Origin of the sequence: Ancylomarina euxina (assembly GCF_003863355.1) — a bacterium.
Lineage (GTDB): Bacteria > Bacteroidota > Bacteroidia > Bacteroidales > Marinifilaceae > Ancylomarina > Ancylomarina euxinus.
Genome location: NZ_QQWG01000001.1, coordinates 130,696 through 157,157, shown reverse-complemented (window position 1 = coordinate 157,157; position 26,462 = coordinate 130,696). Strand labels below are relative to the sequence as shown.

Annotated in this window: 21 protein-coding genes; 3 read left to right on the top strand and 18 right to left on the bottom strand. The window is 37.4% G+C overall.

Translation table 11 applies throughout. The features are described 5' to 3' along the window. Positions 1–124: 124 nt before the first annotated feature. The 8 genes from kamD to DWB61_RS00600 form a co-directional block, all read right to left on the bottom strand. Positions 125–1,675 (bottom strand): lysine 5,6-aminomutase subunit alpha, encoded by a 1,551-nt coding sequence (kamD, locus tag DWB61_RS00635; RefSeq protein WP_125028893.1) that lies wholly within the window; start codon positions 1,673–1,675, stop codon positions 125–127. A gap of 97 nt (positions 1,676–1,772) precedes the next feature. Further along, on the bottom strand, positions 1,773–3,182 hold the full coding sequence (gene kamC, locus DWB61_RS00630) for a lysine 5,6-aminomutase reactivase ATPase KamC (protein ID WP_125028891.1): 1,410 nt from the start codon (positions 3,180–3,182) through the stop codon (positions 1,773–1,775). Continuing rightward, positions 3,183–4,235 carry a lysine 5,6-aminomutase reactivase subunit KamB gene (gene kamB / locus DWB61_RS00625; protein ID WP_125028889.1) on the bottom strand — a complete coding sequence of 351 codons (1,053 nt, stop codon included), beginning with the start codon at positions 4,233–4,235 and terminating at the stop codon, positions 3,183–3,185. It lies immediately after the preceding gene. After that, entirely contained in the window at positions 4,223–5,485 is a 1,263-nt protein-coding gene (kamA, locus tag DWB61_RS00620; protein WP_125028888.1) for a lysine 2,3-aminomutase, read from the bottom strand. The genes kamB and kamA overlap by 13 nt, the downstream gene beginning before the upstream one ends. Before the next feature lie 108 nt (positions 5,486–5,593). Continuing rightward, entirely contained in the window at positions 5,594–6,628 is a 1,035-nt protein-coding gene (gene kdd, locus DWB61_RS00615; RefSeq protein WP_125028886.1) for an L-erythro-3,5-diaminohexanoate dehydrogenase, read from the bottom strand. An 80-nt stretch (positions 6,629–6,708) separates the two neighbouring features. Next, a complete protein-coding gene (gene kce, locus DWB61_RS00610) occupies positions 6,709–7,533 on the bottom strand; it encodes a 3-keto-5-aminohexanoate cleavage enzyme (protein WP_125028884.1) in 825 nt (274 codons plus the stop codon). Positions 7,534–7,634: 101 nt separating this feature from the next. Further along, complete coding sequence (gene kal, locus DWB61_RS00605) at positions 7,635–8,018, bottom strand: 3-aminobutyryl-CoA ammonia lyase (protein ID WP_125028883.1); 384 nt, start codon at positions 8,016–8,018, stop codon at positions 7,635–7,637. A 77-nt stretch (positions 8,019–8,095) separates the two neighbouring features. Continuing rightward, complete coding sequence (locus DWB61_RS00600; protein WP_156190147.1) at positions 8,096–8,746, bottom strand: CoA transferase subunit A; 651 nt, start codon at positions 8,744–8,746, stop codon at positions 8,096–8,098. Positions 8,747–9,241: 495 nt separating this feature from the next. Here DWB61_RS00600 and DWB61_RS00595 point away from each other — a divergent pair, with 495 nt between their 5' ends. Next, positions 9,242–12,262, top strand: a complete 3,021-nt coding sequence (locus DWB61_RS00595; RefSeq protein ID WP_125028879.1) for a glycosyltransferase family 117 protein — start codon at positions 9,242–9,244, stop codon at positions 12,260–12,262. Between the two features lie 72 nt (positions 12,263–12,334). Here the strand turns inward: DWB61_RS00595 and DWB61_RS00590 are convergent, their stop codons facing one another. The 4 genes from DWB61_RS00590 to DWB61_RS00575 all read right to left on the bottom strand — a co-directional run bounded on the left by DWB61_RS00590 (position 12,335) and on the right by DWB61_RS00575 (position 18,693). Further along, a complete protein-coding gene (locus DWB61_RS00590; RefSeq protein ID WP_125028877.1) occupies positions 12,335–13,681 on the bottom strand; it encodes a TolC family protein in 1,347 nt (448 codons plus the stop codon). 185 nt (positions 13,682–13,866) lie between these two features. Next, positions 13,867–16,899 carry an efflux RND transporter permease subunit gene (locus DWB61_RS00585; RefSeq protein ID WP_125028876.1) on the bottom strand — a complete coding sequence of 1,011 codons (3,033 nt, stop codon included), beginning with the start codon at positions 16,897–16,899 and terminating at the stop codon, positions 13,867–13,869. Next, the gene (locus tag DWB61_RS00580) at positions 16,896–17,969 is read right to left on the bottom strand and encodes an efflux RND transporter periplasmic adaptor subunit (RefSeq protein ID WP_158614340.1); all 1,074 of its coding nucleotides are present in this window, start codon (positions 17,967–17,969) and stop codon (positions 16,896–16,898) included. Before DWB61_RS00580 ends, DWB61_RS00585 begins: the two co-directional genes overlap by 4 nt. 118 nt (positions 17,970–18,087) lie before the next feature. Continuing rightward, positions 18,088–18,693, bottom strand: a complete 606-nt coding sequence (locus DWB61_RS00575) for a TetR family transcriptional regulator (protein WP_125028873.1) — start codon at positions 18,691–18,693, stop codon at positions 18,088–18,090. Positions 18,694–18,875: 182 nt separating this feature from the next. Between DWB61_RS00575 and DWB61_RS00570 the strand changes: the two genes are divergently transcribed. Further along, entirely contained in the window at positions 18,876–19,487 is a 612-nt protein-coding gene (locus tag DWB61_RS00570) for a polysaccharide deacetylase family protein (RefSeq protein WP_125028871.1), read from the top strand. A 56-nt stretch (positions 19,488–19,543) separates the two neighbouring features. Here the strand turns inward: DWB61_RS00570 and prfB are convergent. The 6 genes from prfB to DWB61_RS00540 form a co-directional block, all read right to left on the bottom strand. After that, positions 19,544–20,645, bottom strand: a protein-coding gene (gene prfB / locus DWB61_RS00565) for a peptide chain release factor 2 (protein ID WP_125028870.1) whose coding sequence is annotated in 2 segments (ribosomal slippage) — positions 19,544–20,581 and positions 20,583–20,645 — 1,101 coding nt in all. Because the reading frame shifts where the segments join, the coding sequence is not laid out codon by codon here. A 358-nt stretch (positions 20,646–21,003) separates the two neighbouring features. Continuing rightward, a complete protein-coding gene (gene yidD / locus DWB61_RS00560; protein ID WP_231602106.1) occupies positions 21,004–21,201 on the bottom strand; it encodes a membrane protein insertion efficiency factor YidD in 198 nt (65 codons plus the stop codon). Next, positions 21,185–21,631: a ribonuclease P protein component gene (locus DWB61_RS00555; RefSeq protein WP_125028866.1), complete on the bottom strand. Its 447-nt coding sequence runs from the start codon at positions 21,629–21,631 to the stop codon at positions 21,185–21,187. The genes yidD and DWB61_RS00555 overlap by 17 nt, the downstream gene beginning before the upstream one ends. Before the next feature lie 143 nt (positions 21,632–21,774). Continuing rightward, complete coding sequence (locus DWB61_RS00550) at positions 21,775–22,533, bottom strand: uroporphyrinogen-III synthase (RefSeq protein ID WP_125028865.1); 759 nt, start codon at positions 22,531–22,533, stop codon at positions 21,775–21,777. A 44-nt stretch (positions 22,534–22,577) separates the two neighbouring features. Beyond that, positions 22,578–23,519, bottom strand: a complete 942-nt coding sequence (locus tag DWB61_RS00545) for a DUF4271 domain-containing protein (RefSeq protein WP_125028863.1) — start codon at positions 23,517–23,519, stop codon at positions 22,578–22,580. 122 nt (positions 23,520–23,641) lie between these two features. Then, entirely contained in the window at positions 23,642–24,484 is an 843-nt protein-coding gene (locus tag DWB61_RS00540) for an MBL fold metallo-hydrolase (protein ID WP_125028861.1), read from the bottom strand. Between the two features lie 335 nt (positions 24,485–24,819). On the opposite strand from DWB61_RS00540, the gene DWB61_RS00535 reads away from it, so the two are divergent. Then, positions 24,820–26,178, top strand: coding sequence for a UDP-N-acetylmuramate--L-alanine ligase (locus DWB61_RS00535; RefSeq protein ID WP_125028860.1), 1,359 nt, complete (start codon positions 24,820–24,822; stop codon positions 26,176–26,178). The last annotated feature ends 284 nt before the right edge of the window (positions 26,179–26,462 follow it).

Sequence of the window (26,462 nt, the reverse complement as noted above, 5' to 3'; positions counted from 1 at the left end):
ATTCAACTCAAAACCAATTCGTCATCAAACTCTTTTTACAATATAAACTTATCTTTAAAACACAATTAGAAATCCAAGATTGAAACACAAATTTTTCTCATATCTCAATTCTAGAATCTAACATCTACTTTTTCATTAAAGCTACAAAAGGGTTGAAGTAGTTGCTTCCTTTTTCCACAACACCATCAAGACCTTTACCACCATTCTTTGGACGCTTAATCGCGGCAAAAATACCTTTCTCCAAAGCAGTAAATAAGCCTTCTTGCTCAATCTTCTCAAGCAATTCAATAGAATCTCCAAGAATCTTTTGAGCTCTATTTCGAATAATACCACCTTCTTTAAACTCAACCTCATCACCAATGTTCTTCATATTGTTGAAAATGTACTTAGCATTCTCAAGTGAAAGGTAACGATCAGACATGAAAGGTGTGTGAATCGCTTCAGTCAACATACCCAAAAGTTGAATTCCCTGTCCAGTCCAGATTGAAATCTGATTAAACAAAGCATCCTGTACGTTTCCTTTGAAGATATTACCTGTCATGAATTTTGTTGGAGGCATATACTTAAGAGGCGCCTTAGGGAAGATCTCACGAGTCATTTGTGCTTGTGCCAATTCATAAAGGAAACCATTCTCTAGTCCAGGTTCCATTTCAAAAGCGTGACCTAATCCCATTTGCTCTTCTGGAAGATCTGCAATAAGAGCCAATTGCTCGTTAATAAAGTCAGAAGCCAATACGGTGTGAGCCTCGTCGAAAGCATCGGCAGTAGTTAGGTAGTTATCTTCACCTGTATTAATAATTACACCTGCGAAACCATTCAATACTCTTGAGAAATACTGATCGACAAGTGTACGTTGCATGTTGATATCACGGAAAAGGATACCGTAAAGCGCATCGTTCAACATCACATCTAAACCTTCAAGAGCACCCATAGCTGCAATTTCAGGCATACATAAACCAGAACAGTAGTTACACAAACGGATATATCTGCCTTCTTCTTCACCAATCTTGTCAAGGTGAGTACGCATAATACGGAAGTTCTCCTGAGTTGCAACAGTACCACCGAAACCTTCAGTAGTTGCACCGTAAGGCACATAGTCAAGTAATGACTGACCTGTTGTACGAATTACGGCAATAATATCAGCACCCTGACGAGCAGCAGCTTCAGCTTGAACCACATCTTCGTAGATATTACCTGTCGCTACAATTACATATAGATATGGCTTAGGACCTTCACCTATGGTTGCAATGTAGTTGTCGCGCTTTGCTTTACGAGCCTTAATTTTATCAATACAATCAGTGATATATGGCTTAAGAGCCTCATGAGCCTCTTCAACAGAGTGAGATGGCAATTGAGTGATATCCAATTCACCAGACGAAATTTTCTCAGCAGCTTGTTGTGGATTTAATCCTGCTTCAATCACCGCATTCCCAAGAAAATACATAACACCCTGGTTAAGAACGCCCTTATCCTTAATCTCATCAACAACAACATTAGGTAGAGGAACTTCGTTGTTGTCAACACCATCAATCCCCAAAAGACGACACAAGGTACGCTCTACAGCTACAGTTGTGTAACCCTCTACAAACTCCTGAACGTTGTCAGCAATCTTTCTCGAAACGCCCTTTGCGTAGTTAACTTTATCAAAGTCAAGACCTAGTTTACTCCTTTGCATTTTTGTTCTATGTTTAGATATATGATTTTGTTTCTCTTTTTTTTTCCAAACCTGACAGGTTAATTCCCATCAAGTAGATAAAACCTGTCAGGTTTTATCATTTGTTTAGCAAATTATTATTTGCTTTCTCTATGATTTGTTGATTAATTCCCAATATTCCAGCGATGCGAAGTGCTTCATGTGGCACTTTTAAGTCATCATCTTCTATCAAAGAATAATCCATATAATCATTTATATTATTTCTATTTATCTCTCCCGCCTTAAAGTCTTTATCCAAACCTTTTACTCTCAATTTTCGGCAATCTGAGTTCAAATTACTATAGTGAGTTGTGACAACTGATAAGGTTTGATTCTCATTAAAAATCTCGGCGACTGCATTCACAATAGCTCTTCCTTCAGTTGGGTTGGTTGTTCTAGCTAATTCGTCAACTAGAACCAAGACATTCTCTTTCTTAATTGATGCCTCAACCATTTCATTAATCTTCACCATTTCAGAAGCAAAAGACGATAAACCATTTTGCTCTGATTGATCATCTCCAACCGAAACTAAAATTCGATGGACTAAAGAGATATGGGCCAATTGCGCTGGAACAAAAAAACCAAACTGCAAAAGGTATTGGCATAGTGCTAAGGTTTTTAAAATAACTGTCTTACCAGCCATATTAGCACCTGTTATAAAACAAACCGAATGATTCAACTTGATATCAATGGCTTGAAATTTTTTATTTGATAAAGCCAGAGTTTCTCTTATTTGAGGATGAAACATTGCTTTATATTCTGTAGTAGAATCTGAGATATGGGCACGAGTGAATGCAAAATTATTAGCTAGTATCGCTTTTGCAATAATCACATCGAGATGGGCCACTTGGTTTAGAGCTCTTTCCAGCTCACTTGCAAATGGATAAAGCTTTTCACATATTCTACCTCTAACCTCTGCTTCTATTTCTTCTGATTGACTTAATAAGGCCTCTAAATTCTGTCCAGTATATCTTTCCGGATCAGCTTTTATAGCAGTCTTTAATTTTTTAATTTCCTTTCGAATACCAGCTAATTCACTAGAATAAGAATCGTAAATATAGAATGAAGGAATCCTATTATTCTCAGGATCTAAAATTGAAATTATAGAATTCAAATCTGGGATCTCAATCAATGTGGTTTCAAACTCATTTTGCAGTTTAAGTATCTCATCAGAGACGAGTGCGAAAGATTTGATCTCGAAAAGCTCAATATCATCTAAAACTAAGTTTGACATGATATTTTTAACGCTTCCCTTGATGTCACGCACTTGCATGAGTTTGGTCTGAATTTTATGAATGAGCCCTACATTCTTACCTCTTAATATTGAGTAAATATGATTGACCAAATCAAGTTCCTGATTAATCTTATTAGACTGATACATCATGAACGTATCAAGCAAGTAGCGCTTTCCCAAACTGGATTGTAGCTGCATACTCTCCACCAAATGTTGAAGACCTTTTACTTGAGATATGGCAGTTCTTAATTTCATTTATCGATCTATTCTTGAATCACACTTCGATTCCACTAAATGTCCGTTTAATTCTCTTACATTGTAGATTGGCAATTTCAGCTTTTCTTCCATTGCTTGCTTTAATTCATCAGAATTTAAACAATAACCATCTGGCGATACTGGATTAATACAAACCGCTATCAACTTTGTTTTCTGAAGGACTTTAATCCTTCCGCCTCGTTTTATAAAGGCATAGTATGTCTCGGGGGAGGCAAATATCCTCGTAAAATCCCGAACAATAATCTCAATTTCTTTTATTTGTTTCTGAATCCTTAGAAAATTCAAAAACTTATCAGTAATCGCACCATTTACGAAGATCCGATTCCCTTGTGTAAAGAGTTTATCTTTAGCTTTTTCTATCAATAAAACAGATTCAATTTCTAAATCGAAAAGCTCTCCTTCTTCTGAAATTGTCCAAATGCCTTTCTGTATAGGCAACAAACGCTCTTTCAACTCATCACCTACAGCCTTTAAACTTATCAGATCATAGGTGTAATTGGTTTTATAAACCAGTTGTGGGATGTTTGCCGATAGCGCTGCCCCAGTAGCCAAAATCATGGCATCGGTTACTGCAGGCGATCCCAAACTTTTACGTGATAAAGCCCCGTCAACCAGAGTTATGTCAACATTAAAGTTTCTCATTTGTGAGATTAAGTCCTTAATAGCAGCATTGCTAGCTGGACCAGAGATCATCACCTTGTCACTTGATTTTGCTTTTGCCGTCACCAATCGCCCCAAAGAGGTTGTTTGGCTGCTGACATCCAAAATCTCAGCAAGCACTTTTTTCTTTTGATAATGCAATTCAGAAGTCACAAAAATCATCCCCTCATGAACCTCTATTTCAGGCTTGTGAGTTTGAGTTACCAAGTCGGAATTTTCACCATCAATACCAATGGAAGTCAGAGCAATTTGTTTAGTGCTGCCGCTCAATCGCGACAGCACATAATTCAAACACTCGGTTTTCCCGGTATTTTTTTCAAGTCCAACAATGGATAGACTTCTGTATTTCTCTATTTCCTTTATGAAAGGCATTCAACTTTTTTGTTTCTCTCTTTACGTTGCAATAAAGATGGCTCAATAGCCAATCGACTACCATCAAGCAAAGAAGCTACACCTTCTGGTTGTTTATGATCAGAACATTCTGGACAGTGACAATTTTCAGTATAACCTTTAGGTTCGGTATAAGTTGTAATGACACCCTCGAAGTTACGCAAAATCACTTTAGAAGGACTCTGAGAAACAACATACTGAGGCATAACTGGAATTTTACCTCCACCACCTGGAGCATCAACTACAAAAGTAGGTACTGCAAATCCAGAAGTATGACCACGGAGACTCTCAATAATCTCGATACCCTTAGAAACCGGAGTTCTAAAGTGCTCAAGACCCATTGAAAGGTCACACTGGTAAATGTAGTAAGGACGAATACGGTTCATTACCAAGTTGTGAACCAATTTCTTCATTACGTGTACACAGTCGTTAATACCTTTCAACAATACAGACTGATTACCCAAAGGTACACCAGCATTGGCTAAACGAGCAACAGCTTCCTTAGCCTCTGAAGTCATCTCGTCAGAGTGATTGAAGTGAGTATTCACCCATACTGGATGGTATTTCTTAAGCATGTTAACCAATCCTTCGGTAATACGTTGTGGCAATACAACAGGCGTACGTGTACCGATACGAATGATCTCAACATGAGGAATAGCGCGTAATGAGCTTATAATGTATTCCAATTTATCATCACCAATCAATAAAGCATCACCACCAGAAAGAACAACGTCTCTAACCTGCGGTGTGTTTCTGATGTACTCGATTGCCTTCTCGATATTATCCTGTGGCGTAGAAGCATCAGACTGACCTGCAAAACGACGACGGGTACAGTGACGACAATACATTGAACACATATCAGTGATCAGGAATAATACACGATCTGGATAACGGTGAGTTAAACCAGGAACTGGAGAATCCTCATCCTCGTGCAATGGATCTAGTAGGTCAGCATCTGCATGATGAACTTCCAATCCTGTAGGAATAGCCTGCTTACGAACAGGACATTCTGGATTATTTACATCTACAAGAGATAAATAATAGGGTGTAATAGCCATACGCAATGTTGCCAATGACGTCTTAACACCTTCTTCTTCATCAGCAGTTAGGTTGATGTACTTCTTAAGATCTTTTAGAGTTTCGATACGGTTTCTTACCTGCCATCTCCAATCGTTCCACTGCTCGTCTGTAACCTCTGGAAACATTTCCTTACGTCCCTTATTTTCAATCATCATATTTTGTTTTAGTCTCAAGATTTAGAATCAAGTATCAAGGAGAAATTCTCTGTTGTATCAAAAATTATATCTTGATACTCGATACTCTTATCTCAATTCTATAATCTACACGTATAATTTTTCAAATAACTCTCTAATTCCTGCTGATTCTCTAATGATTTCAAGTGTTAGATCGGCATGACCAATTGCATAACCGTTTCCAACAATCATATCAACATCTTTACCTACACCTTCAGCACCTAGAGCCGCTTTAGAGAAAGAAGTTGCCATAGAGAAGAAATACACACAACCACGATCTTTAGTAATCAGAATTGATGACATTTCAGTAGAAGCAACGTTCACATTGTTGATCACCACATCGCAACCTTCTTCGCCACAGATTTTAGTCACCTCAGTGTAAACATTCATCACGTCAGTTGCATCACCAACAATCACATCTGTAGCCAATCCAAGATCAGTAATACGTTTTGCATTCTCAGCAGAATACTCAACTACAATTACTTTTCCTTTAGGACCCACCTTTTTCATTGCCTGGTAGCAGCAAAGTACACCTGATTTTCCACCACCACCGATGATGCAAACTGTGTCGCCTTCCTTAACCAAACGATCAACCTGAGCAGGCGCACCAGCTACATCAAGAGCAGCTAAAGCCAATTTCTCTGGTAAGTCAGATGGAAGAACAGCATATAAACCTGAAGCGAACAGAATCGCTTGTCCATCGATATCAACCTGATCGTTAGACAAGTTAATATTCTTAATTTTATCAATCTTTAATGGCGTAAGAGATAGGGAAACCAAAGTCGCTACTTTATCACCTACCTTAAGATCTTGATTTGGGAAATTTGGTCCAACTTCTTTAATTGTACCAATCAACATACCACCAGAACCCGTAACTGGGTTTTGCATTTTTCCACGTTCTGAAACAATAGAAAGAATCATTTCTTCCATCTTAGCTGTATCAGCATCACAAGCACCTTTTACCTGAGTAAAACTTGCTGAGTCGATATTCAATGTTTGAACATCGATTAAAACCTCATTGTCGTAAATTGACATGGTGTTATCCAACTTAATAGCTGGCTGTGGAAGTGTACCTTGTGGTTCAAGGACTCTGTGAGTTCCGTATTTATTTCCTGCTTTCATTCTATATTAATTAATGATTAGCAATGAGTGATTAACAATTCAATATTGATAATCACTCATTACTAATCGATAATTGTAAATTATCTTGCTTTTAAACCTAAAATCTCTCTTGCTTCTGCTGGAGTAGCAATTTCGCGACCAAACTCATTAGCCAAACGAACTACTTTCGCAACCAACTGACCATTCGACTCAGCAACAACACCTCTCGAAATCATGGTATTATCCTCGAAACCAACACGAACATGACCACCATCGATAATGGCCGCTGCTGCTAATGGGAATTCGAAACGACCAATACCAGCAACAGTATAAGTTGCATCAGCAGGAATACTACCACGCATAAAGTTGAAATCGCGAAGTGTTCCAGAGATTCCTCCATTTACACCCATCACAAAATCAAAATGCATTGGAGATTTGATATATCCTTTTTTACCTAGACGCAAAGCCATATCAATCATCGACTTGTCGAAAACCTCAAGTTCAGGTTTAATACCTCTCTCAATCATTTTCTGACCAAAATATTTAATGGTATTCTCTGTGTTTTCGAAGATTTCGTCACCTCCAAAATTTAATGTTCCGCAATCAAGAGTTGCCATTTCTGGATTCAACTCAGTAGGCTGAAGTCTCTCGTCGTTGGTCATACCAACGGCACCACCTGTAGAAGGTTGGATAATAACATCAGGGTATTGGGCATGGATGGCATCCATTACTGTCTTAAAACGATCCTTATCTTGAGTAGGTGTACCATCGTCCTTACGAACATGAAGATGAATGATACTAGCACCAGCTTCAATAGCTGAGCCAGCTTCGCGAACACATTCTTCAACTGTATATGGAACAGCAGGATTATGCTCTTTGGTTACTTCGGCACCACTAATAGCGGCAGTGATAATTAACTTTTCCATGGCTTAAGTATTTAAAATATGAGTCGGGAATAAAAAAATTAGTTAGTCGGTAATTTCCTGGTCGTCATTCCCGACTCATATCATTAAATTAAAATCAAATATTATTTACGTTGGCTAGCTTTTGGCGTTACACAAGTACCAACTGCACGACATGTTACGATTGGCTCTTCAAGTAAATCACAAGCTGAATCAGAGATATCAGTTCTAGGAACGATAACTTTACGCGCTTCGAATTTCATTTTACGGCTTGAATTACCTTCTTTAATAATCTCACCTACTGCTTCGATATAATCGCCAGCATAAACAGGAGCTAAAAACTCAACGCTTTCGTATCCTGCAAACAAACCTTCATCGCCATCACGACGAATCAATAACTCAGTAGCTACATCACCAAAAAGTTGAAGCATCTTAGCACCATCAACAAGGTTTCCACCATAATGAGCATCGTGTGAACTCATGCGTACTCTAATAATTGCCTGTTCCATAATAATATAGTGTTTGTATGTTTTGTATAAATAATCAAATAAATATGAGGCCTTTCAAACCTCAACCACGGTTTAATCTAGTTTGCTCTTACGATATAATCAACGTAGATAGATGGGGTTTTCACCTCCTCAGGCTTGAATGTTCCAGCTTCAACAATTTCTTCAGCTTCAACAATAACTATATCACCTGCAGTCGCCATCAATGGGTTGAAATTCTGTGAAGTTCCGCGGTAAGTAAGATTCCCTTGTGTATCACTCATACTAGCTCCAATTAGTGAAACATCAGCATGTAAAGGCTTTTCAAGAATAAATTCTTTTCCGTCAACTGTAACGATATCCTTTCCTTCAGCAACCATAGTTCCCAAACCAGTTGGAGTTAAAACACCACCCAGACCAGCACCGCCAGCACGTACTCGCTCTGCTAAAGTTCCTTGAGGACTGAACTCAACAATGAGTTCACCGTTATTCATTTGCTCAATTGAAGCAGAGTTCGCTCCAACATATGAAGTGATAACCTTAGCAACTTGCTTGTTTGCAATCAATTTTCCTAAGCCCTTATCGGCAAATGCAGTATCGTTACAAACAATTGTTAAATTCTTAACATTAGAGGCAACGATGCCATCAACCATTTGGTTGGCAGTTCCAACCGATAAAAAGCCACCAATCATGATAGTCATACCATCTTTAATCTTGGCAACAGCCTCTTCAAATGAAATTATCTTGTTCATCACAGGATTTGTTTTTTAATTAATTGCAAAGCATTTCTTAACAGTCATTTACACCTGTCCTGATGTAAAATCATAGAGCAAAGATAATTTTATTTTCGATGCATAAAAGCCTTACTAATCTGCACACTAGCCTTGCTTATTAGGAATAATTCTAAACTCACCACTACTGCTTAAACTCATTCTAAATAGTTCCGAAAACCTTTTCGGAATCCGTACTGAAAACAAACTCGGCGTTAATATTTAAACAATTCTTTTTCTATTTCACACTGCTGTGTTTTAAAACGATCAACCCAAACCTGCTGAAGAACATTTGTGGCTATGAAAAAAACATCGATTAAAGCAAAATTTAGACTCATTCTTAAATACGAATCTTGTCTATAAACCTATTTTCCAGCAAATGAGATATTCAATCATTTTTTACTTTTCACATGATCCTTGTAAGAGCTTCATAATTATTTCCCTAAATTCGTTGACATAATTTTAATTCATCATCACATGTCAAAATTCCAAAAATTCAATATTATTGGAGGCTGGTTAGTTTTCTCCATTTCAGCTCTGGTATACCTTCTAACTCTTGAACCTTCAGTCAGTTTCTGGGATTGTGGCGAATTTATAACCGCAGCCTACAAATTGGAAATTGGACACCCTCCTGGAGCACCGGTTTTCATGTTGCTAGGACGTTTATTCTCTCTTTTTGCATCAGACGAGTCTCAAGTTGCCTTAATGCTAAACGGCCTGTCTGCAATTGCTTCAGCCTTTACCATCATGTTTTTGTTTTGGAGTATCACACATATGGCTCGAAAACTCGTTAAATCTGAAAACGACCAATACAATTTAACCCAAACTGGTAAAATATTGAGTGCTGGTTTCATTGGTGCTCTAGCTTATGCATTCTCAGACACCTTTTGGTTTTCAGCAGTAGAAGCTGAAGTTTATGCGCTTTCATCTCTCTTTACTGCAGTCGTATTCTGGGCTATTCTTAAGTGGGAAAATGAAGTAGATTCCCCATATGCCAACCGATGGCTAATCTTAATTGCCTACCTAATGGGTTTATCCATTGGTGTTCACCTACTGAATCTATTGGCAATTCCAGCTATCGTTATTCTCTTCTATTTCAAAAAATATCCGGTTACAAATAAAGGCATCCTAATAGCCTTATCAACTGCTATATTACTATTAGCCAGCATCATGTATCTGATTATTCCTGGAGTTTTAAAAATTGGAATCTGGTTCGAGTTTGCCTTTGTTAATGGGCTTTCACTCCCCTTCAATTCAGGCTTATTATTCTACTTAGTCCTTCTCTTTATCGGATTAATATTTGCTATTCGATATAGTATTAAACATCAAAAGGTTCTATTAAATACGCTTCTTACAGTTATAAGTGTGATACTTATTGGCTATTCATCGTACAGTTTAATTATGATTAGAGCCGCAGCAAACCCAGCTTTGAATCAGAATAATCCTGAAGATGTTTTCTCTCTTCTATCCTATCTCAACAGAGAACAATATGGATCGAATCCGTTGATTTATGGGCAATATTTCAATGCTCCAACTGATGAAACAAATCCGAGCAGTGTATCAAAAAAAGTGTACATCAAAAAAAATGGTAAATATGAACTCTCTTATGAATTAGAAAAAAACAATTATAGCTCTAGTCATAAAACACTTTTCCCCAGAATGTACACCAAAGGCATGTCGGGACGGGCTCCGGTGGAATATGCCAAATGGACAGGGCTCAATCCTAAGCAGAAGGAAAAACCAAGCTTTGCACAGAACTTAAACTTTTTCTTTTCCTATCAGATTAATCACATGTATATCCGTTATTTCATGTGGAATTTTGCGGGACGACAGAATGATGTTCAATCCTATGGTGATAAAACAAAGGGCGCCTGGATATCGGGTATCCCTCTCATCGATAATCTTAGATTGGGAGATCAATCTTTGCGATCAGATGATATGAAATCGAATAAAGCCAACAACACCTATTATTTTCTACCATTAATTCTGGGTCTTATAGGCCTGTTATATCAATACAAACACAGTAAAAAGGGAAAAAATGATTTCTTTGTCGTTCTTCTTCTCTTTCTCTTTACAGGATTGGCCATTGTTCTATACTTAAATCAACCTCCTTTGCAACCTCGCGAGCGTGATTACGCTTACGCTGGATCATTTTATGCCTTTGCTATTTGGATAGGACTTGGTGCACTTGCAGTGATTAATGGGATGGAAAAATATCTGAATCCTAAATTGAGCTTGATTCTTGCCACATCTCTTTGTTTCTTGGCTGTTCCAGCTTTATTAGCACGACAGAATTGGGATGATCATGATCGATCTGATCGATATTTTGCTCATGATTTAGCCTATAATTACCTCAATTCATGCGCCCCAAATGCGCTCTTATTTACCATGGGCGACAACGATACCTTCCCACTATGGTATCTGCAGGAGGTAGAAGGTATCAGAACCGATGTTCGGGTTTGTAATCTAAGCTACCTTTCAACAGATTGGTATATAGACCAAATGAAACGAGATAATTACGATTCAAAAAGTCTCCCAATATCAATGGATAGAGAGAAATATTTGATGGGAAATCGCGATATTGTTTATATTGTGGATGATCCTAGATTTGAGGCTTGGGTCAAGAAAAATAAGGGACTGAATTTAAAAGATGCTCTTGAATATGTCCTATCAGACAAGGAAAGTACAAAAACAATTTACGGCTACGACCAAAAAATTGATCATATTCCAGCTCGGGAATTTAGACTGCCAGTCGATAAACAACAGATTTTAGCAACACAAACTGTATCCTTAAAAGATTCTAGCAAGATTGTATCTCAGCTGGAGTGGAAACTTAATCAGAATTTTATGGAAAAATCGGGTCTAGCACTTTATGACATGCTTTTAACCAACAATTGGAAGCGTCCTATCTACTTCTCTCAAACCGTACCAAAATCGGGTTATTACGGCCTTCAGGATTACTTTCAGCTGGAAGGTTTAGCTTATCGATTAGTCCCGATTAAAACGGCTGACACAGCCAGTAACACAGGACGAGTTGATTCAGATATCCTATTCGAAAACATGATGAACAAATTCAAGTGGGGTAATATCAATAAAGAAGGCATCTATAAAGATGAAAACATCAAACGAATGTGTCTTAATTTGAGAAATAACTTCCTTAGCCTTTCAAATACCTTAATTTCTGAAAATCAAAACGCAAAAGCAATTGAGGTTTTAGACAGAAGTAGAGAATTACTTCCTAACGAAGTCAGTTCATACGACTATATCGCTCTACTAATGGCTGAGAATTATTTGAAGCTTGGTCAACGTGATACGGCAATGAAGATGATGAATAAGATCCATACACGATTGACCCAAGAACTTGACTATTATAACAGCTTAAAACCAACAAGCCTATCTGATTTTGTGCGATCAGGAAGGCGAAATGAAGCTTTGCTTGGGGAGATGAAACGTATTGTTGAACTCTACAAGAAAAAAGAGCTCGCAATTAATAACTAAAAAAAATGAGGGGATGTTTAGATATCCCCTCATTTAAATTCATACTCTACTCAAATTAATTACAAATCAGTCTTAGATTTGATCTAGCTCACCTATGGCTTTCAGATAAACGGAATATTTCTGCTGACAACTAATTTTAGCATCAATAAAATTACTGTATGACGATTGCCAGGACACCTGTGCATCTAAAACCTGAGTGACTGAAGCTACTCCTACAGAGTAATTATTTCTAGTGATCGTCAAGTTTTCTTCTGCCTGTTCCAATGAGGTTTCAGTAAAACTCATTTTCGAAATGGCTACCTTAAGTGCATACAAAGATTGTTGCACATCAAGAGCAATTAGATCTTTGTTCTTTTCCAATTCATTAACAGCCTGCTGATGCATAATTTGACTACGCTTGACAGCTTGTCTTTTTTCTCCCCAATGAAAGACTGGAACGGTTAACTTTGCGGAAGCATTCCATGATGTTTCAGCCTCATCAACTCCAAAGTGATTTGGATTACCGTAGTAAGAGTTCACGCCAACATTTAAACTTGGCAATTGATCCGCTCTCGTCATTTTAACACCAAGTTCTCCCATATCTACAGCTAGTTGACTCATTTTTAATTCTGGTCGTTGAGCCAAAGCTTTTTTATGTGCAATTTCAAAATCAGGAAGTGTCGCTTTATTCACCATAGAATCCTTCAACTGAACTTTTTGCCAAAGAGGTAAACCAATTAAACGACAAAGGGACATATTGGCTAAATCAAGTCCATTTTCGGCTTCTATATTCGCCAATTTCACATGATTCAGATTCACTTGAGCCTGTAAAACATTATTCTTTGTGGCCAAACCAACCTCGTATCGATTATTAATATCCTTCTTAAATTCTTCAAGAAACTTGATACTCTCCAGAGTCAAAATAACCTTCTCTTTTAATGAAACGATAGTCCAATAGGTATCGTCAGTCTCTAATAAGAGATTCGATTTTTCAAGTCGAAGATTCTCTTTGGAGAGATCGACATTTTTTTGACTCAGCTTATTTAAATTTCTCAGCTTTCCGCCCATATAAATAGGCTGAACCAAAGATAAATTAAGCCTATATAAGTTCTCTGGAGCTTCATAAAGCGTTCCTCCAGGAAAAAGAACACCACTAGGACTAAAATCCACATTAGGTAGCTGAAAAGCCGGCATTTTTGTCACCTGAGGATCTCCTAAGCGAGTTAGGCTTGCAGAAAAATCAAGCTTAGGTAACTGATTGGTCTTATTTGATTTCAGATGACTTTCATAAATCGCAACATTTAAGGCTGCATTTTGAACATCCTGATTGTGTTCTTTTGCCAACTCTCTGCACTTCTTTAAACTCAACACCTCTTGTGAAATGGAAGAGTTTGCAAAGCAGATTGAAGCAATAAACACTAATAATATTTTATATCGCATTGTATTATTTTTTTAAAATTTTTGAGGTTCTTTCAGTTTCCCCTCCTTCCTTTTATGGAGGGGCGGCTTGCTTCAATTTTAGAAACAAGTCGGGGTGGTTAAAAAAACTACCTCTCAAACCACCTCCCCCTCGTACCTCGGGTACTCCTCCTTAAAAAGGAGGAGAAACAGGAGATAATATCATACTAATCAACAATCTTAATCTTGTAGAATAAGCAAAAGAATAGCGGTACTACAAATAGCGTTAGAATGGTCGCGAAAAGCAATCCAAACATAATGGTTGCCGCCATTGATCCGTACATGGCGTCGTTAATCAATGGAATCATACCTAAAATAGTCGTAAGTGCTGCCATCATTACCGGACGCATTCTCGATACAGCTGATTCAACAACGGCTTCAAGTGGCGACTTATCTTTTATCAGCACATTAATCTGATCAATCAGAACCACAGCATTCTTAATAACCATTCCCAGTAAGCCCAAGAAGCCTACAATAGCCATAAAACCAAAGGCTTTATCAAAGACAAATAGACCGTTAGCTACACCAATAAATGAGAGTGGCAGCATCAAGAATATAATCATGGTTTGACGGAAAGAATTGAAGAGTATCACGATAACAATCATCATCAGGATAAATGCCAATGGCAAAAATGCACCCACATTTTTATTTCCTTCAACTTGCTTTCTATGCTCACCATCCCACATCATATAGTAGCCTTCAGGTAATGGAATTGCTTCAATTTTATCTTTTAATTTCGCCAACAACTGATCACCTGTTACATCTGAACTTATAGGATCGCATTGCGCTGTAATCGAACGACGACGGTTATATCGACGAATTACAGGGTCTTCCCACGCCATTTTAGAGCCATCAAGAACCTGATCGAGAATCGTAGCAGAAGCTCCACCACCCCACACGGGTAAGTATTGCAACTGATTATTTTGATCATGGGTATCATCTAGAACCTTTAGCAAAATACTTTGGGCTTGTTCACCATCATAAAAACGTCCAACTACAGCACCATCATTAGCCGTCTGTAATGCTAATGCCATTTGCTGACGGCTTACATTGGCACGTCGTCCTTTCTCCTGATTATATACAGGCTCCCAGGTCATCACTTTCTGTCGCCAGTCGTCTCTCACATTGATTGCCAATTCTTCATGACGCATAATATCTTTAGCCTTCTCAGCCAGGTTATGCAATACTGCAGGATCGGGTCCCATAAAACGGGCTTCAATCTTAAATTCCAATGGAGGACCGCCTAGCAAATATTTAGAATGTGAGAGAGCAGCTGGGAAATTTTCATTAATGTAATGATCAATTTTTATCTTAACACCTTCAAGATTATCAAATTCGTCAGTTCTAACCAAAAGTTGACCGTAAGATGAATTATTCTTAACAACTTCAGCCATCAAAATATATCGAGGCAATGACTCTCCAATTGCAGCCGTTACACTTTTAACATGATCGATACCCATCACATATTTTTCAATCTCTTTCAGATCAGCCTCAACTTTATAAATATCCGTTCCTTCAGGCAACCAATAATTCACCGTTACTAAAGGTTTGGTTAACTCCGTAAAGAAAGGTTTCTTCACTTTACCAAAAACCATTAAACTTCCAACCAATACTAGAACAACAGCTGTAAGTGAGATTAAGCGGTGACGCAAAACCTTCATTAAAAGCTTCTCGAATATCTTGTAACCTTTTCCTGAGAAAGGCTCTTTATTCAAAGAGTTCTTATTCACTTTTAGGAAAACATCACTGAAAAGGACATTTTGAGTCACAGCAAAAAGCCAACTCAGACCCAATGAAATTGCCAAAACCTGAAACATCGATTTACAGATTTCCCCAACACTTCCTGGTGCCATATAAATAGGCAAGAAAGCTAAGATGGCAATCAATGTGGCTCCAAACAATGGCCAAATAGTTGATTCAGCACCCATCAGAGCCGATTTTCGTCTTGAGTGCCCCCTTTGCAGAGCAACAAGGGCCCCATCGGTCACCACAATGGCATTATCAACCAACATACCCATAGCCACAATTATGGCTGCCAAAGATGTCCTCTGTAGAGCAATATCACCAGCCAACATCACAATAAATGTGGCTAAGATGGTAAGGATTAAACCACTTCCAATTAGTAAACCTGAACGTAAACCCATAAACAGAAGCAGAATAATCACAACAATAGCAACCGATTCAGCAAGATTAGTCATGAATAGACCATTGGATTCAGCCACTTCATCCGACTGAAAATAGACCTTTTCAATATTCAATCCGATAGGTAGTTGCGTATTTAGTTCCTCAATACGTTTGTCAAGATCGTCACCAACGTTCATCACATTAACACCCCACGACATCGACAATCCAATCCCAATGGCCTCTTTACCATTAAAACGCATTAAATTCTTTACTGGCTGCTGGTAAGCCTCTTTTATCTCAGCAATATCTTTAAGTTTAATCTGTTGATTGCTGTAATCCTGAATCACCAAATCACCAACTTCTTCAACAGTTTTAAAACTACTTCTGTCGCGGATTTTTATTCTCTGTCCATCAACTTCAATTTGTCCATTATCCCATCTGGAATTCAGGTCATTCAAAATACCCAGAACTTGTCCTGGATTGATTCCAAAACTTGCCATTCGAGAACTCAATAAGTTGATCTCGATACTTTCTGTTTTAGTTCCAAACAACTTAACCTTTGAAACCCCTTTTACCATCAAAAGCTCTCGCTTAAGCATAGCTGAATAATCATGAAGCTCGGCATAAGTGTAGTCTTCTCCAGAAAGAGAAAGGAAAACCCCAAACACATCACCAAAATCATCTAAGACCATCGGATAGGCAGTTCGCGGTAAATAAGGCCTGCAATCGTTCACTTTTCGTCTCAGATCATCCCAAATTTGGGGCATTTGAGCCGTCTTCTTACTTCCATTGATCTCTACCGTTACAATTGAAAGGCCTTCTTTGGATTCCGATTCGATAAAATCAAGTCCTTGAGTTGCTTGCACAGCCTTCTCAATAACATCGGTCACCTCAAGCTCTACCTCATGAGGCGAAGCGCCCTTGTATGATGTTATAACTAAGGCTGTTTTCAGAGTAAACTCAGCATCTTCGAGCTTTGCCAACTTCGTATAAGAAAAGACCCCGCCAACAAGACTGCAAAAAATAGCGACCCAAATAACAACTCGGTTGTTTACTGAATATTTAGCGATATTCATAATAAACCTCCTATGTTTGATTTAGTCTTCTCTACCAAGAGTTTCACCTGCTGTTTTTCAATCAGAAAAGCAGCACCAGCAACCACAATTTGATCGCCTTGCGTTAAACCCTTACGAACCAAAATCTTATCGTTAGCCAACAAGCGAACCACTTCAACTTCACGCTGATTCACAACTTGCTGCTTTTCGTTATAAACCCAAACAATACTCTTCCCTTCATAATTAACAACAGAGGCAACTGGCAACTCAAAGCCATCTTCGTTACATGTTTCACTAATCTCAATATTCAAACTGGCATTCATTCCTGGACGAAGGTTTTTCGCCTCCTCCTTGTTTAAGTAGACTCTTATAGGATACACCTGATTATTACCAGCCGTTTTCTTACTAATTTCTTTTAGTTTAGCTGCTATAACTCTTGTCTCGCCATTTTTCACTGTACAGGTGAAAGATTTAAAATCGTCAGAATGACTAGCAATACTTTCAGGCAAACCTGCAATAACCTCAAGAACAGAAACATCCAGCAAGGTTAAAATTGGATAACCAGCTCCGACTTTTTCAAAGTTCTCAACCACTTTAGTTTGTACATAACCATCGAAAGGAGCAAAAAGTTTGGTATCGTTTAAAGCATTTTTTGCTTTATTGAAATTAGACTCAGCAACAGCTGCTGCAACTTCAACTTTTTCTTTAGTGCTTTCAGGAATCGATTTTTTCTCATAAAGTTCCTGATAGCGTTTTGCATCCTGCTTAGCATGCTCCCAGTTTGTTTTGGCAGCTTCCAAATTAACCTGAAAATCACGGGGATCAATCTCAGCTAAAAGGTCACCCTTTTTTACGAACATGCCTTCTTTTACATTAAGCTGTACCAAAGGACCTGGCACTCGAAATGCCAATTTAACCTCTCTCGATTCTTTTACTTTTCCAGGAAAAGTATGAATAGACGTGTTGTTCCTACTCTCTACACGCTCAACTTTTACAGGTCGTACGGTCTTTTCAACTTCTGTTTTGGCTTTACAGCCAAAAAGGAATACGGATAAAATTAATCCAGATCCCAGTAATCTTATTGATGTCATCAAATTATTATTTAGATATTTCATTTTAAAATTCCAATCCATCAATTAAACGTTTGTTTAATTGATGGGTATAAAAAAAACACGCAAATGACTTCGCGGTTTAATCCCCCTATATAATTCACTCTTTACCCAATTGAAGACTTAGATAATCCTGCACAAACAAGTGTAAATATCTTCTTATTTCACTTTTATTATTGCTTGAAAAACTCTGATTATCTAAGGCTGTATCCAATGCTCTTGGTGTTGATAAAGCCTTATTAACCATTCCCAATATCATAACAGGAATCATCTTGCAGAGAGTTTCATCGATATTAGGCTTACAGGCCTTGATGCATTCATAAGTATATTTCTGATTTTTTGATACAATAGATAAAATCAAATCAACAATGTTTCTATTCCGATTTAAAGACAATTCTGTTCCAAAAACATAACTCACCATATCATGCTCAACAAAATGATCTATAATGGTTATAAATAATTTAGAGACTCTTTCGCGCGGCTCAAGATCCAACGATTTAATATGATCCGTTTTTTCTTTTAATTGTCTGGCAGTTTCTGAGATTAAATCAATCAGAACACCTTCCTTAGATTTAAAATAATAGGAGATCATAGCAATATTAACCCCTGCTTCCTTAGCAATCTGTCTCACACTGGTTCCATCAAATCCATTCTTTACGAATAAACGAGCTGAGGCATTTAAAATTTTAGATCTACTATCTTCCATATCAATTAATTTGATACAAAATTAAACACTTGTTTAATTTTTGCAAAGGAATTTCCAAACTTTTAACATCTAACCGGGTAAAAAACACCTCAAATGCAGCAAATATGAAAACTAATTTCTTCACTTTTTAATGCATTTTCCTTGAAGACTTATACTTTTGATGGATCAAATTCATTTATTTTATGCGATTCGTAAGAATACCTCAATTTTTAAAGAAACTCTTTCCTAGTCTAACTTGGGATTACAATACAGGAGAAAAAGTGGTTTACATCACCTTCGACGATGGCCCGATTCCTGAATCAACAGCCTGGACTTTAGAACTTCTTAGGTCGAAAAATGTTAAAGCAACTTTCTTTTGTGTGGGCGATAATGTGAGAAAATATCCTGAAATCTACCAAGGAATATTAAATGAAGGTCATGCGGTTGGTAATCACACACACAATCATTTGAGAGGTTTTACAAATCAAACACAAAGCTATGTTGACAATGTAAAACTGGCAAGCCAATACATAGCTTCCAAGCTGTTCCGCCCACCTTATGGAATGATTAAGCGTTCTCAAGCTAAAGAACTCTTAAAGGATTATAAAATAATCATGTGGGACGTTTTAAGCGAAGACTACCGTCAGGATATTACGCCTGAAGAATGCTACCATGCTGTTCTTAAAAGCATCCGACCTGGGTCAATCATTCTTTTCCACAACCATGTGAAATCGGAAAAGAATATGAGATATGCCCTACCTCGATTGATTGATGAGCTTCGCAATAGAGGCTTTGAATTTTGTGTCTGCACATAAAAAAAAGCAGAAACACTAAAGTCTCTGCTCTTCATATATCTATTTTAACCACTGAATTAGTCCTCTTTAGTCTCTCCTCCAAATTCCATCAAATAGGCTTTGATAAAACCATCCAAGTCACCATCTAAAACAGCTTGTACATTTGAGGTTTCGTGTCCTGTACGAACATCTTTAACCATTTTGTAGGGTTGCATCACATAGGAACGAATTTGTGATCCCCACTCTATCTTTTTCTTAGAACCTTCAATCTTATCAAGCTCTTCCTGTCGCTTGCGCAATTCAAGCTCGTAAAGCTGCGATTTAAGCAAGCGTAAAGCATTTTCTCGGTTACCAAGTTGCGAACGGGTTTCGGTGTTCTCTATGATGATACCAGTGGGTGCATGTCGCACGCGAACGCCTGTCTCAACCTTATTCACATTCTGTCCACCTGCCCCACCTGATCGGAAGGTATCCCAAGTAATATCTGCAGGGTTAATTTGAATATCGATGGTATCATCAATGGCTGGATATACATAGACTGATGCAAAGGTTGTCATGCGTTTATTGGCCGCATTAAAGGGCGACAAACGCACCAAACGATGCACGCCACTCTCCGATTTTAAGAAACCAAACGCAAAATCGCCCTCAAACTCCAGGGTTGCCGACTTAATGCCTGCCTCTTCACCTTCCTGATATTCCAGTTGACGTACTTTGTAACCATTGGCTTCGCCGTAGCGCAAATACATGCGATAAAGCATGCCTGCCCAATCCAAACTCTCTGTACCACCGGCACCAGAATTAATCTTCATGATGGCTCCAAAATGATCTTCTTCCTTGCGAAGCATATTCCTAAGCTCCAATGCATCAAGCAATTTCAAAGTGCTTGCGTATTGTTCATCCACCTCTTCAGGCGAAGCTTCACCTTCTTTAGCAAATTCGTATAGGACCTGTAAATCTTCCTCAGCTGCTTTCACTTCATCGTAAGAATCTATCCAGGCTTTTAAGCCTTTCACTTTCTTCATCTGCACTTCGGCCTCTTTGGGATTATCCCAAAAACCAGGCACTTGTGTGCGTAAATCTTCTTCTTGTAACTGAATTAATTTGGCATCGACGTCAAAGATACCTCCTCAACGCTATCGTGCGCTCCGCTAAATCTTTTAGCTGGTCATTTGTTATCATAGGTTCATCGTTTTATAAATCGAAGGTCAAAGTTAGCAAAAATCAATTGCTAACGGCCAACAGGAATAAAGCAATTGCACCCTTTATTAAATGTTGGTGCTATCTCATTATAAGTTATGAATTAGGAGTTATGAGTTTCAAAAAACTTACATAACAGTGGTATTTTTGCAAAAGGGATAGGAGCTTTTGTTTGAGCTCCTTTGTCTTTTTTGTGACAAAGAGCGAGTGCGGATAGCCCGACCCGCAGGGATTTGCCCAAAGCGCTATTATTGATGAAGAGTGTGAGCTTGACCTACCAGCAGGAATATCAAAGTCCTTATAGCTTTATCGAAAGGAGAAATTGAAAAAACCCTCTATTTTAAGGCACAGGATCGTGTCCATGTCCGCCCCAAGGGTTACAGGATAGAATTCGTTTAATAGCCAGGTAGCTGCCTTTAAAAGGGCCGTGAGCCTTTAGGGCCTGCATGGCATAAGTAGAGCAAGTGGGTGTATATCGGCAAGCCGAGGGTGTCATTGGGGAAATAAACAGCTGATAAAATCTAATCGGCAGTATCATGACGAAGAGAATCGCCTTCTTTAGTATTTTTAGCAAACTTGTCATATTCGGATCCTATGCGCCCAAGAGCTTTTACGAGTTTCGTATCCATCTCGGCTGATTTTAGAATGGTTTTAGGCAAATATACGATCATAAACGATATTTGCGCCTCTCTCTCATTCAAATCATTATAAAGCAAGTGTTTATTCAAGCGATAGATTTCACGAATTCTTCGTTTCAAAAGATTTCTCTTCACGGCTTGTTTAAAACTTCTCTTGGTAACTGTGATAGCTACCTGAGCTGGAAAATCAACATCAAGAACTGTACTTCTCCAAACGATTCGAAAAGGATAGCAAGTAAAACCTCTACCTTCGGCAAACAAAGCACTAATCCGCTTTTTATGGCAAAGACGTTCGTCTTTTGTAAAGCTATATCGTAAAGAATCGGTCATGACGTATTTGAGCTTGAAGCCTTAAATTACTAAAACATCTAAATATTAAAGATGGTTTTAGGATAATAAAAAAGGGGAAAGTAACTTTCCCCAATTTCTGTTGAAGAGATCTTGTTCAATAACAAAGATCAATTCATAATATTTTATTTGTCCTTATTCTCTTTGTTGTACGCTTTAATATACTGATCCAAGGCCATTGTCATAGATGGAGCTTGTGGCATTGGAGCTTGAATATCAAGACGAAGATTTGCATCTTTTACAGCCTTTGAAGTTGTAGGTCCAAATGCAGCAATTACGGTTCCGTCCTGAACAAAATCAGGGAAGTTTTGTAATAGAGATACAATTCCCGACGGGCTATAAAAAGCAAGAATATCGTAATTTACATCAGCTAAGTCAGACAAGTCACTACTTACAGTCTTGTAAAGAATAGCTTTTGAGTATTTAATCTTATTCTTATTCAACAAAGCAGGAATTGATGCCTTGTGAATATCTGATAAAGGTAACAAGAACTTTTCTTTCTTATGCTTCACAATAGTGTCGATAAGATCTTCGAAATCCCTAACGCCAAAGAAAATTTTTCTTTTACGATACACGATATATTTCTGAAGATAAAAAGCAGTTGATTCTGAAATACAGAAATACTTCATATCATCCGGAATCGTAACTCGCATCTCTTCGGCAATTCTAAAGAAGTGATCAATCGCTGTCCTACTGGTAAAAATTACCGCAGTATGGTCAAGAATATTGATTCTTTCTTGTCTGAATTCTTTTGCACTTACACCTTCAACCTGAATGAAAGGGCGAAAATCAATTTTTAAGTTGTATTTTTCTGCCAGATCGAAATAAGGCGATTTTTCCGTTTGGGGCTTCGGTTGCGAAACTAATATTGTTTTGATTTTCAAGGCGATATTCTTTAATTAAAACATTATTTTCCACTCTACTATTCCTACCCTACTAATAATTTGTAAATCATCAGCAAAGGGAATATTTCCAGTGCGCAAAGATACAAAATCATATAAAATATAGAAACATGTTTACGCAATAATATTTTCAAACCTCTTGTAATTCTTAATGTAAAAAAGAAGAATATCATGAAAACCCCAATATACATCAGCCATTTCACAGCATAAGGCTGTACAAATGGTAAGGCTATAATCACTGGAAAAAGGAATAATCCTAGATTTTTATTGTAAAGAAAAGTTGTAAAAATATATTCTTTACTCTCATTATTCCCCTTAAAAACGTATCCTAAACTCCTAATAACGACAACTTTTCCTAAGTAAAGACAGAGAATTGCTGCAAAAATTAGGATAAATTCTTTAAACCCATACTCCTGAGCGGATGAGATTGAATTATGATTTAGAATGCTTACTGCAAATAAAGAAATATTGACAACAAACAGAAGGTTGATAATTGCAGAGCCCTTAACCATATTAATATTCTTCTCTAAAAAAAGATTATTAGCTGTATGAGAATTAAGAACCGATTCAACCAATTTCGACAAGTACTTACCAAACAAAAACTTAACTGAAGCAAGCAGGAACAGAGAAAACAGCATAACAGCAACAAGCCAGTCGTTTCCAAACCCAATATTCTGAAATCGAGAAATCTCCTTTCCTCCATACTTAGGTTCCTGTTGTACGACAAGCTGCTGAAGCGTATCAGAACCAATGATCGTATCATTTACGATAATGCTTGAGTCCCTTGATATTGAATCGGAACTTTGTATAAATGACATTTCTTTAATCAAAGAATCATTAATCATCGTTTTATTTAAAGCTGGCAGCTCTTTCTGAGAAACTTGCTTCAAAGTATTCCCAGTCGATTTGGAGGTATTAATAAGCGTGTCATTAATTGCGTTAGAATCAAGGGAATAATTGGTCTTCATAGTTTAATAATGTCTGTCTGAATTATATTTTCACAAATATACAGGAATAATAGAAATCAAAATCAAATCCTCTTGACGACTTTTCATTAATTCTCAAACTAATAATTATCGAACATCACGCTCTAAAATAAACTCTTTAGGCTAAAACTGTCCTTTGGTTTAATCCCACGAGCTGTTTGCTCCAACGAACAACATTCGTTCATGATATCGTGCTGGAAAAAGAGGCAGAAATTCTTCTCTGCTGCCTCCTTTAGAAATGCTTCTTTTTCTTTGAGAGCTACTGTTGGAAACAAGTCATAAGCAGCAATCCATTTCAGGTTCACATTAGCCATCGTCGGAATAAAATCCGCTGTAAAAGCAATTGTTTTATCCTCATCACTGACTAAAACAGCCATTAAACCCATCGTGTGTCCATTAAATATTCTAACTTCGACATTAGGAAATAATTCTCCATCATGCTCAACCAAATTCAATTTGCCCGCTTCAAAAATTGGCACCACATTTTCAGGGAAATAACTATCTCCCTCCCTAACATTAGGATTCAAATAATTTTCCCATTGAGCCTTACTTACCCAATGTGTTGCATTTGGAAATACCAGTTCTAGTTCTTTTGTTCCACTCTTATAGCGAGTGGCTCCTCCGCAATGATCAAAATGAAGATGCGTAAAAATAACATCCGTAATATCTTCAAAAGAAAAACCCACATTCTTCAAGGACGTTTTTAAACTATCCTCTCCCCAAAGATGATAATGACTTGTGTATGAATTAGCCTGTTTATCCCCGGTTCCATTATCAATCAATATTCGACGATCGCCATCAACAATAAGCATGCTTCTTAGAGCGCAATCACAAAGATTGTTCTCATCGGCCGGATACTTTTTGCTCCACATTATTTTAGGAACAACACCAAACATAGCCCCACCATCGCACTTAAAATTCCCAGTTTCTATTGAATATATTTGCATATTATTTGCTATTATTTTTAGAAGATTAAAGAAGTACAATTTCTCACCGATCATCCTCGTTTAAAATCACTCATTTTAATATCAAAGCCTAAAGTAATAAAGAAAAAAGAATACTGCCAATCACAACAGATTTGATTATATTTAACTTCTGTAAGATTTCAAGGATTAATGAGAATTCCTCATACACTTTAAACCTGTAATCTCACCGACAAAACCTGAAGTCTGAACACAGGTAACAGATCTCATATCCCTGAAAACAAAGACATAACACAATATATTTAAAATTTATCCATAAATTGAGTGTTCCAACATTCAATTGTAGCAAAACAATCTAAATGAGAGTACATTTTATAGCTATAGGTGGGGCTGCCATGCACAATTTAGCACTCGCCTTACATAAAAAAGGATTTCAAGTCTCAGGATCGGATGATGAAATATTTGATCCTTCAAAAAGTCGATTAGAACAGTATGGTTTGCTACCAGATAAATGGGGCTGGTTTCCGAATAAAATCACATCAAACATCGATGCAATCATACTAGGGATGCATGCCCGAATAGATAATCCGGAACTTTTAAAAGCGAAGGAATTGGGTTTAAAAATCTATTCATATCCGGAATACATATACGAACAGACTAAAGATAAGAAGCGCGTTGTTATTGGAGGCTCTCATGGAAAAACAACAACCACATCAATGGTTATGCATGTTTTAAAATCTAACGATATCGACTTTGACTATATGGTTGGTGCCCAAATAGAAGGTTTTGAGACGATGGTGAAACTTAGTAAAGATGCCAAAATCGCTGTTTTTGAAGGTGACGAATATCTTGCCTCTCCTATCGATCCTCGTCCAAAATTTCATCTTTACCACCCGCACATTGCCCTTTTAACCGGCATTGCCTGGGATCACATCAACGTTTTTCCAACCTTCGACAATTATTTAAGTCAGTTTGAAAAATTCATTGGTCTTATCAAACCTCACGGCAGTCTCATTTACTTTGAAGAAGACGAGCATATTAAAAAGATGATCCAATCTAAAAGAGACAACATTAAATATCTACCATACAATTCACATCTTCATACAGTAAAAAATGGTATCAGTTCGTTGATAACGAAAAATGGAGAGATTGAATTGTCGATTTTTGGTGATCACAACCTTCAGAATCTGCAAGGGGCCCTCTTGGTTTGTAAGGAATTAGGCCTAAGTAGCGAGCAATTTTATTCTTCTATTAAAAATTTTGGTGGAGCAGCCAAACGACTTCAAACCCTAGCTCAAAATGAACAAACTATCGTCTATCAAGATTTTGCTCACTCGCCATCAAAACTTCAAGCGACTACAAGAGCAGTAAAGAATCAGTTTACAGACAGAAAGCTAGTTGCTTGCATGGAACTTCATACATTTAGCAGTTTGAAAGAAGAATTTCTTCCAGAATATAAAAACAGTATGGTTCTAGCAGATGTTGCACTGGTATATTTCAACCCTAAAACCGTTGAGCACAAAAAGCTGAAGGCAATCTCTGTTCAACAAGTTGAAGAGGCATTCGGTGGCACTAACTTAAAAGTCTATACCGATTCTCAAATCCTATTAGATGATTTAATGCACTTAAACTTCAAAAAAACGAATCTCCTTTTGATGAGTTCAGGTAATTTTTCGGGCTTAAATCTTAAAGAATTAGCTGATAAAATAATCGAATAAGAAGACGCTATCGAATTATATTGAGATTAATTAGAGATACTAGAAATAGTGTCTCTTTTTTTTTTTACCTCTTCAAACCAAACTCATTAAGTTTATAAAATACCCTTTCCCTTAGCTCTTAAAACAAACAAATCGACCATTCATTCAGCTATTAAAGCAAAAATGACAAAATTGGTATCAATCAACTTATATTTGCAAAGTTAACTATCTATCTCAGGAATTATAGGCACTACAAAGTATCAAAACACCAAACACTTATAAAAAAGAGCTGAAGAACATAGAGA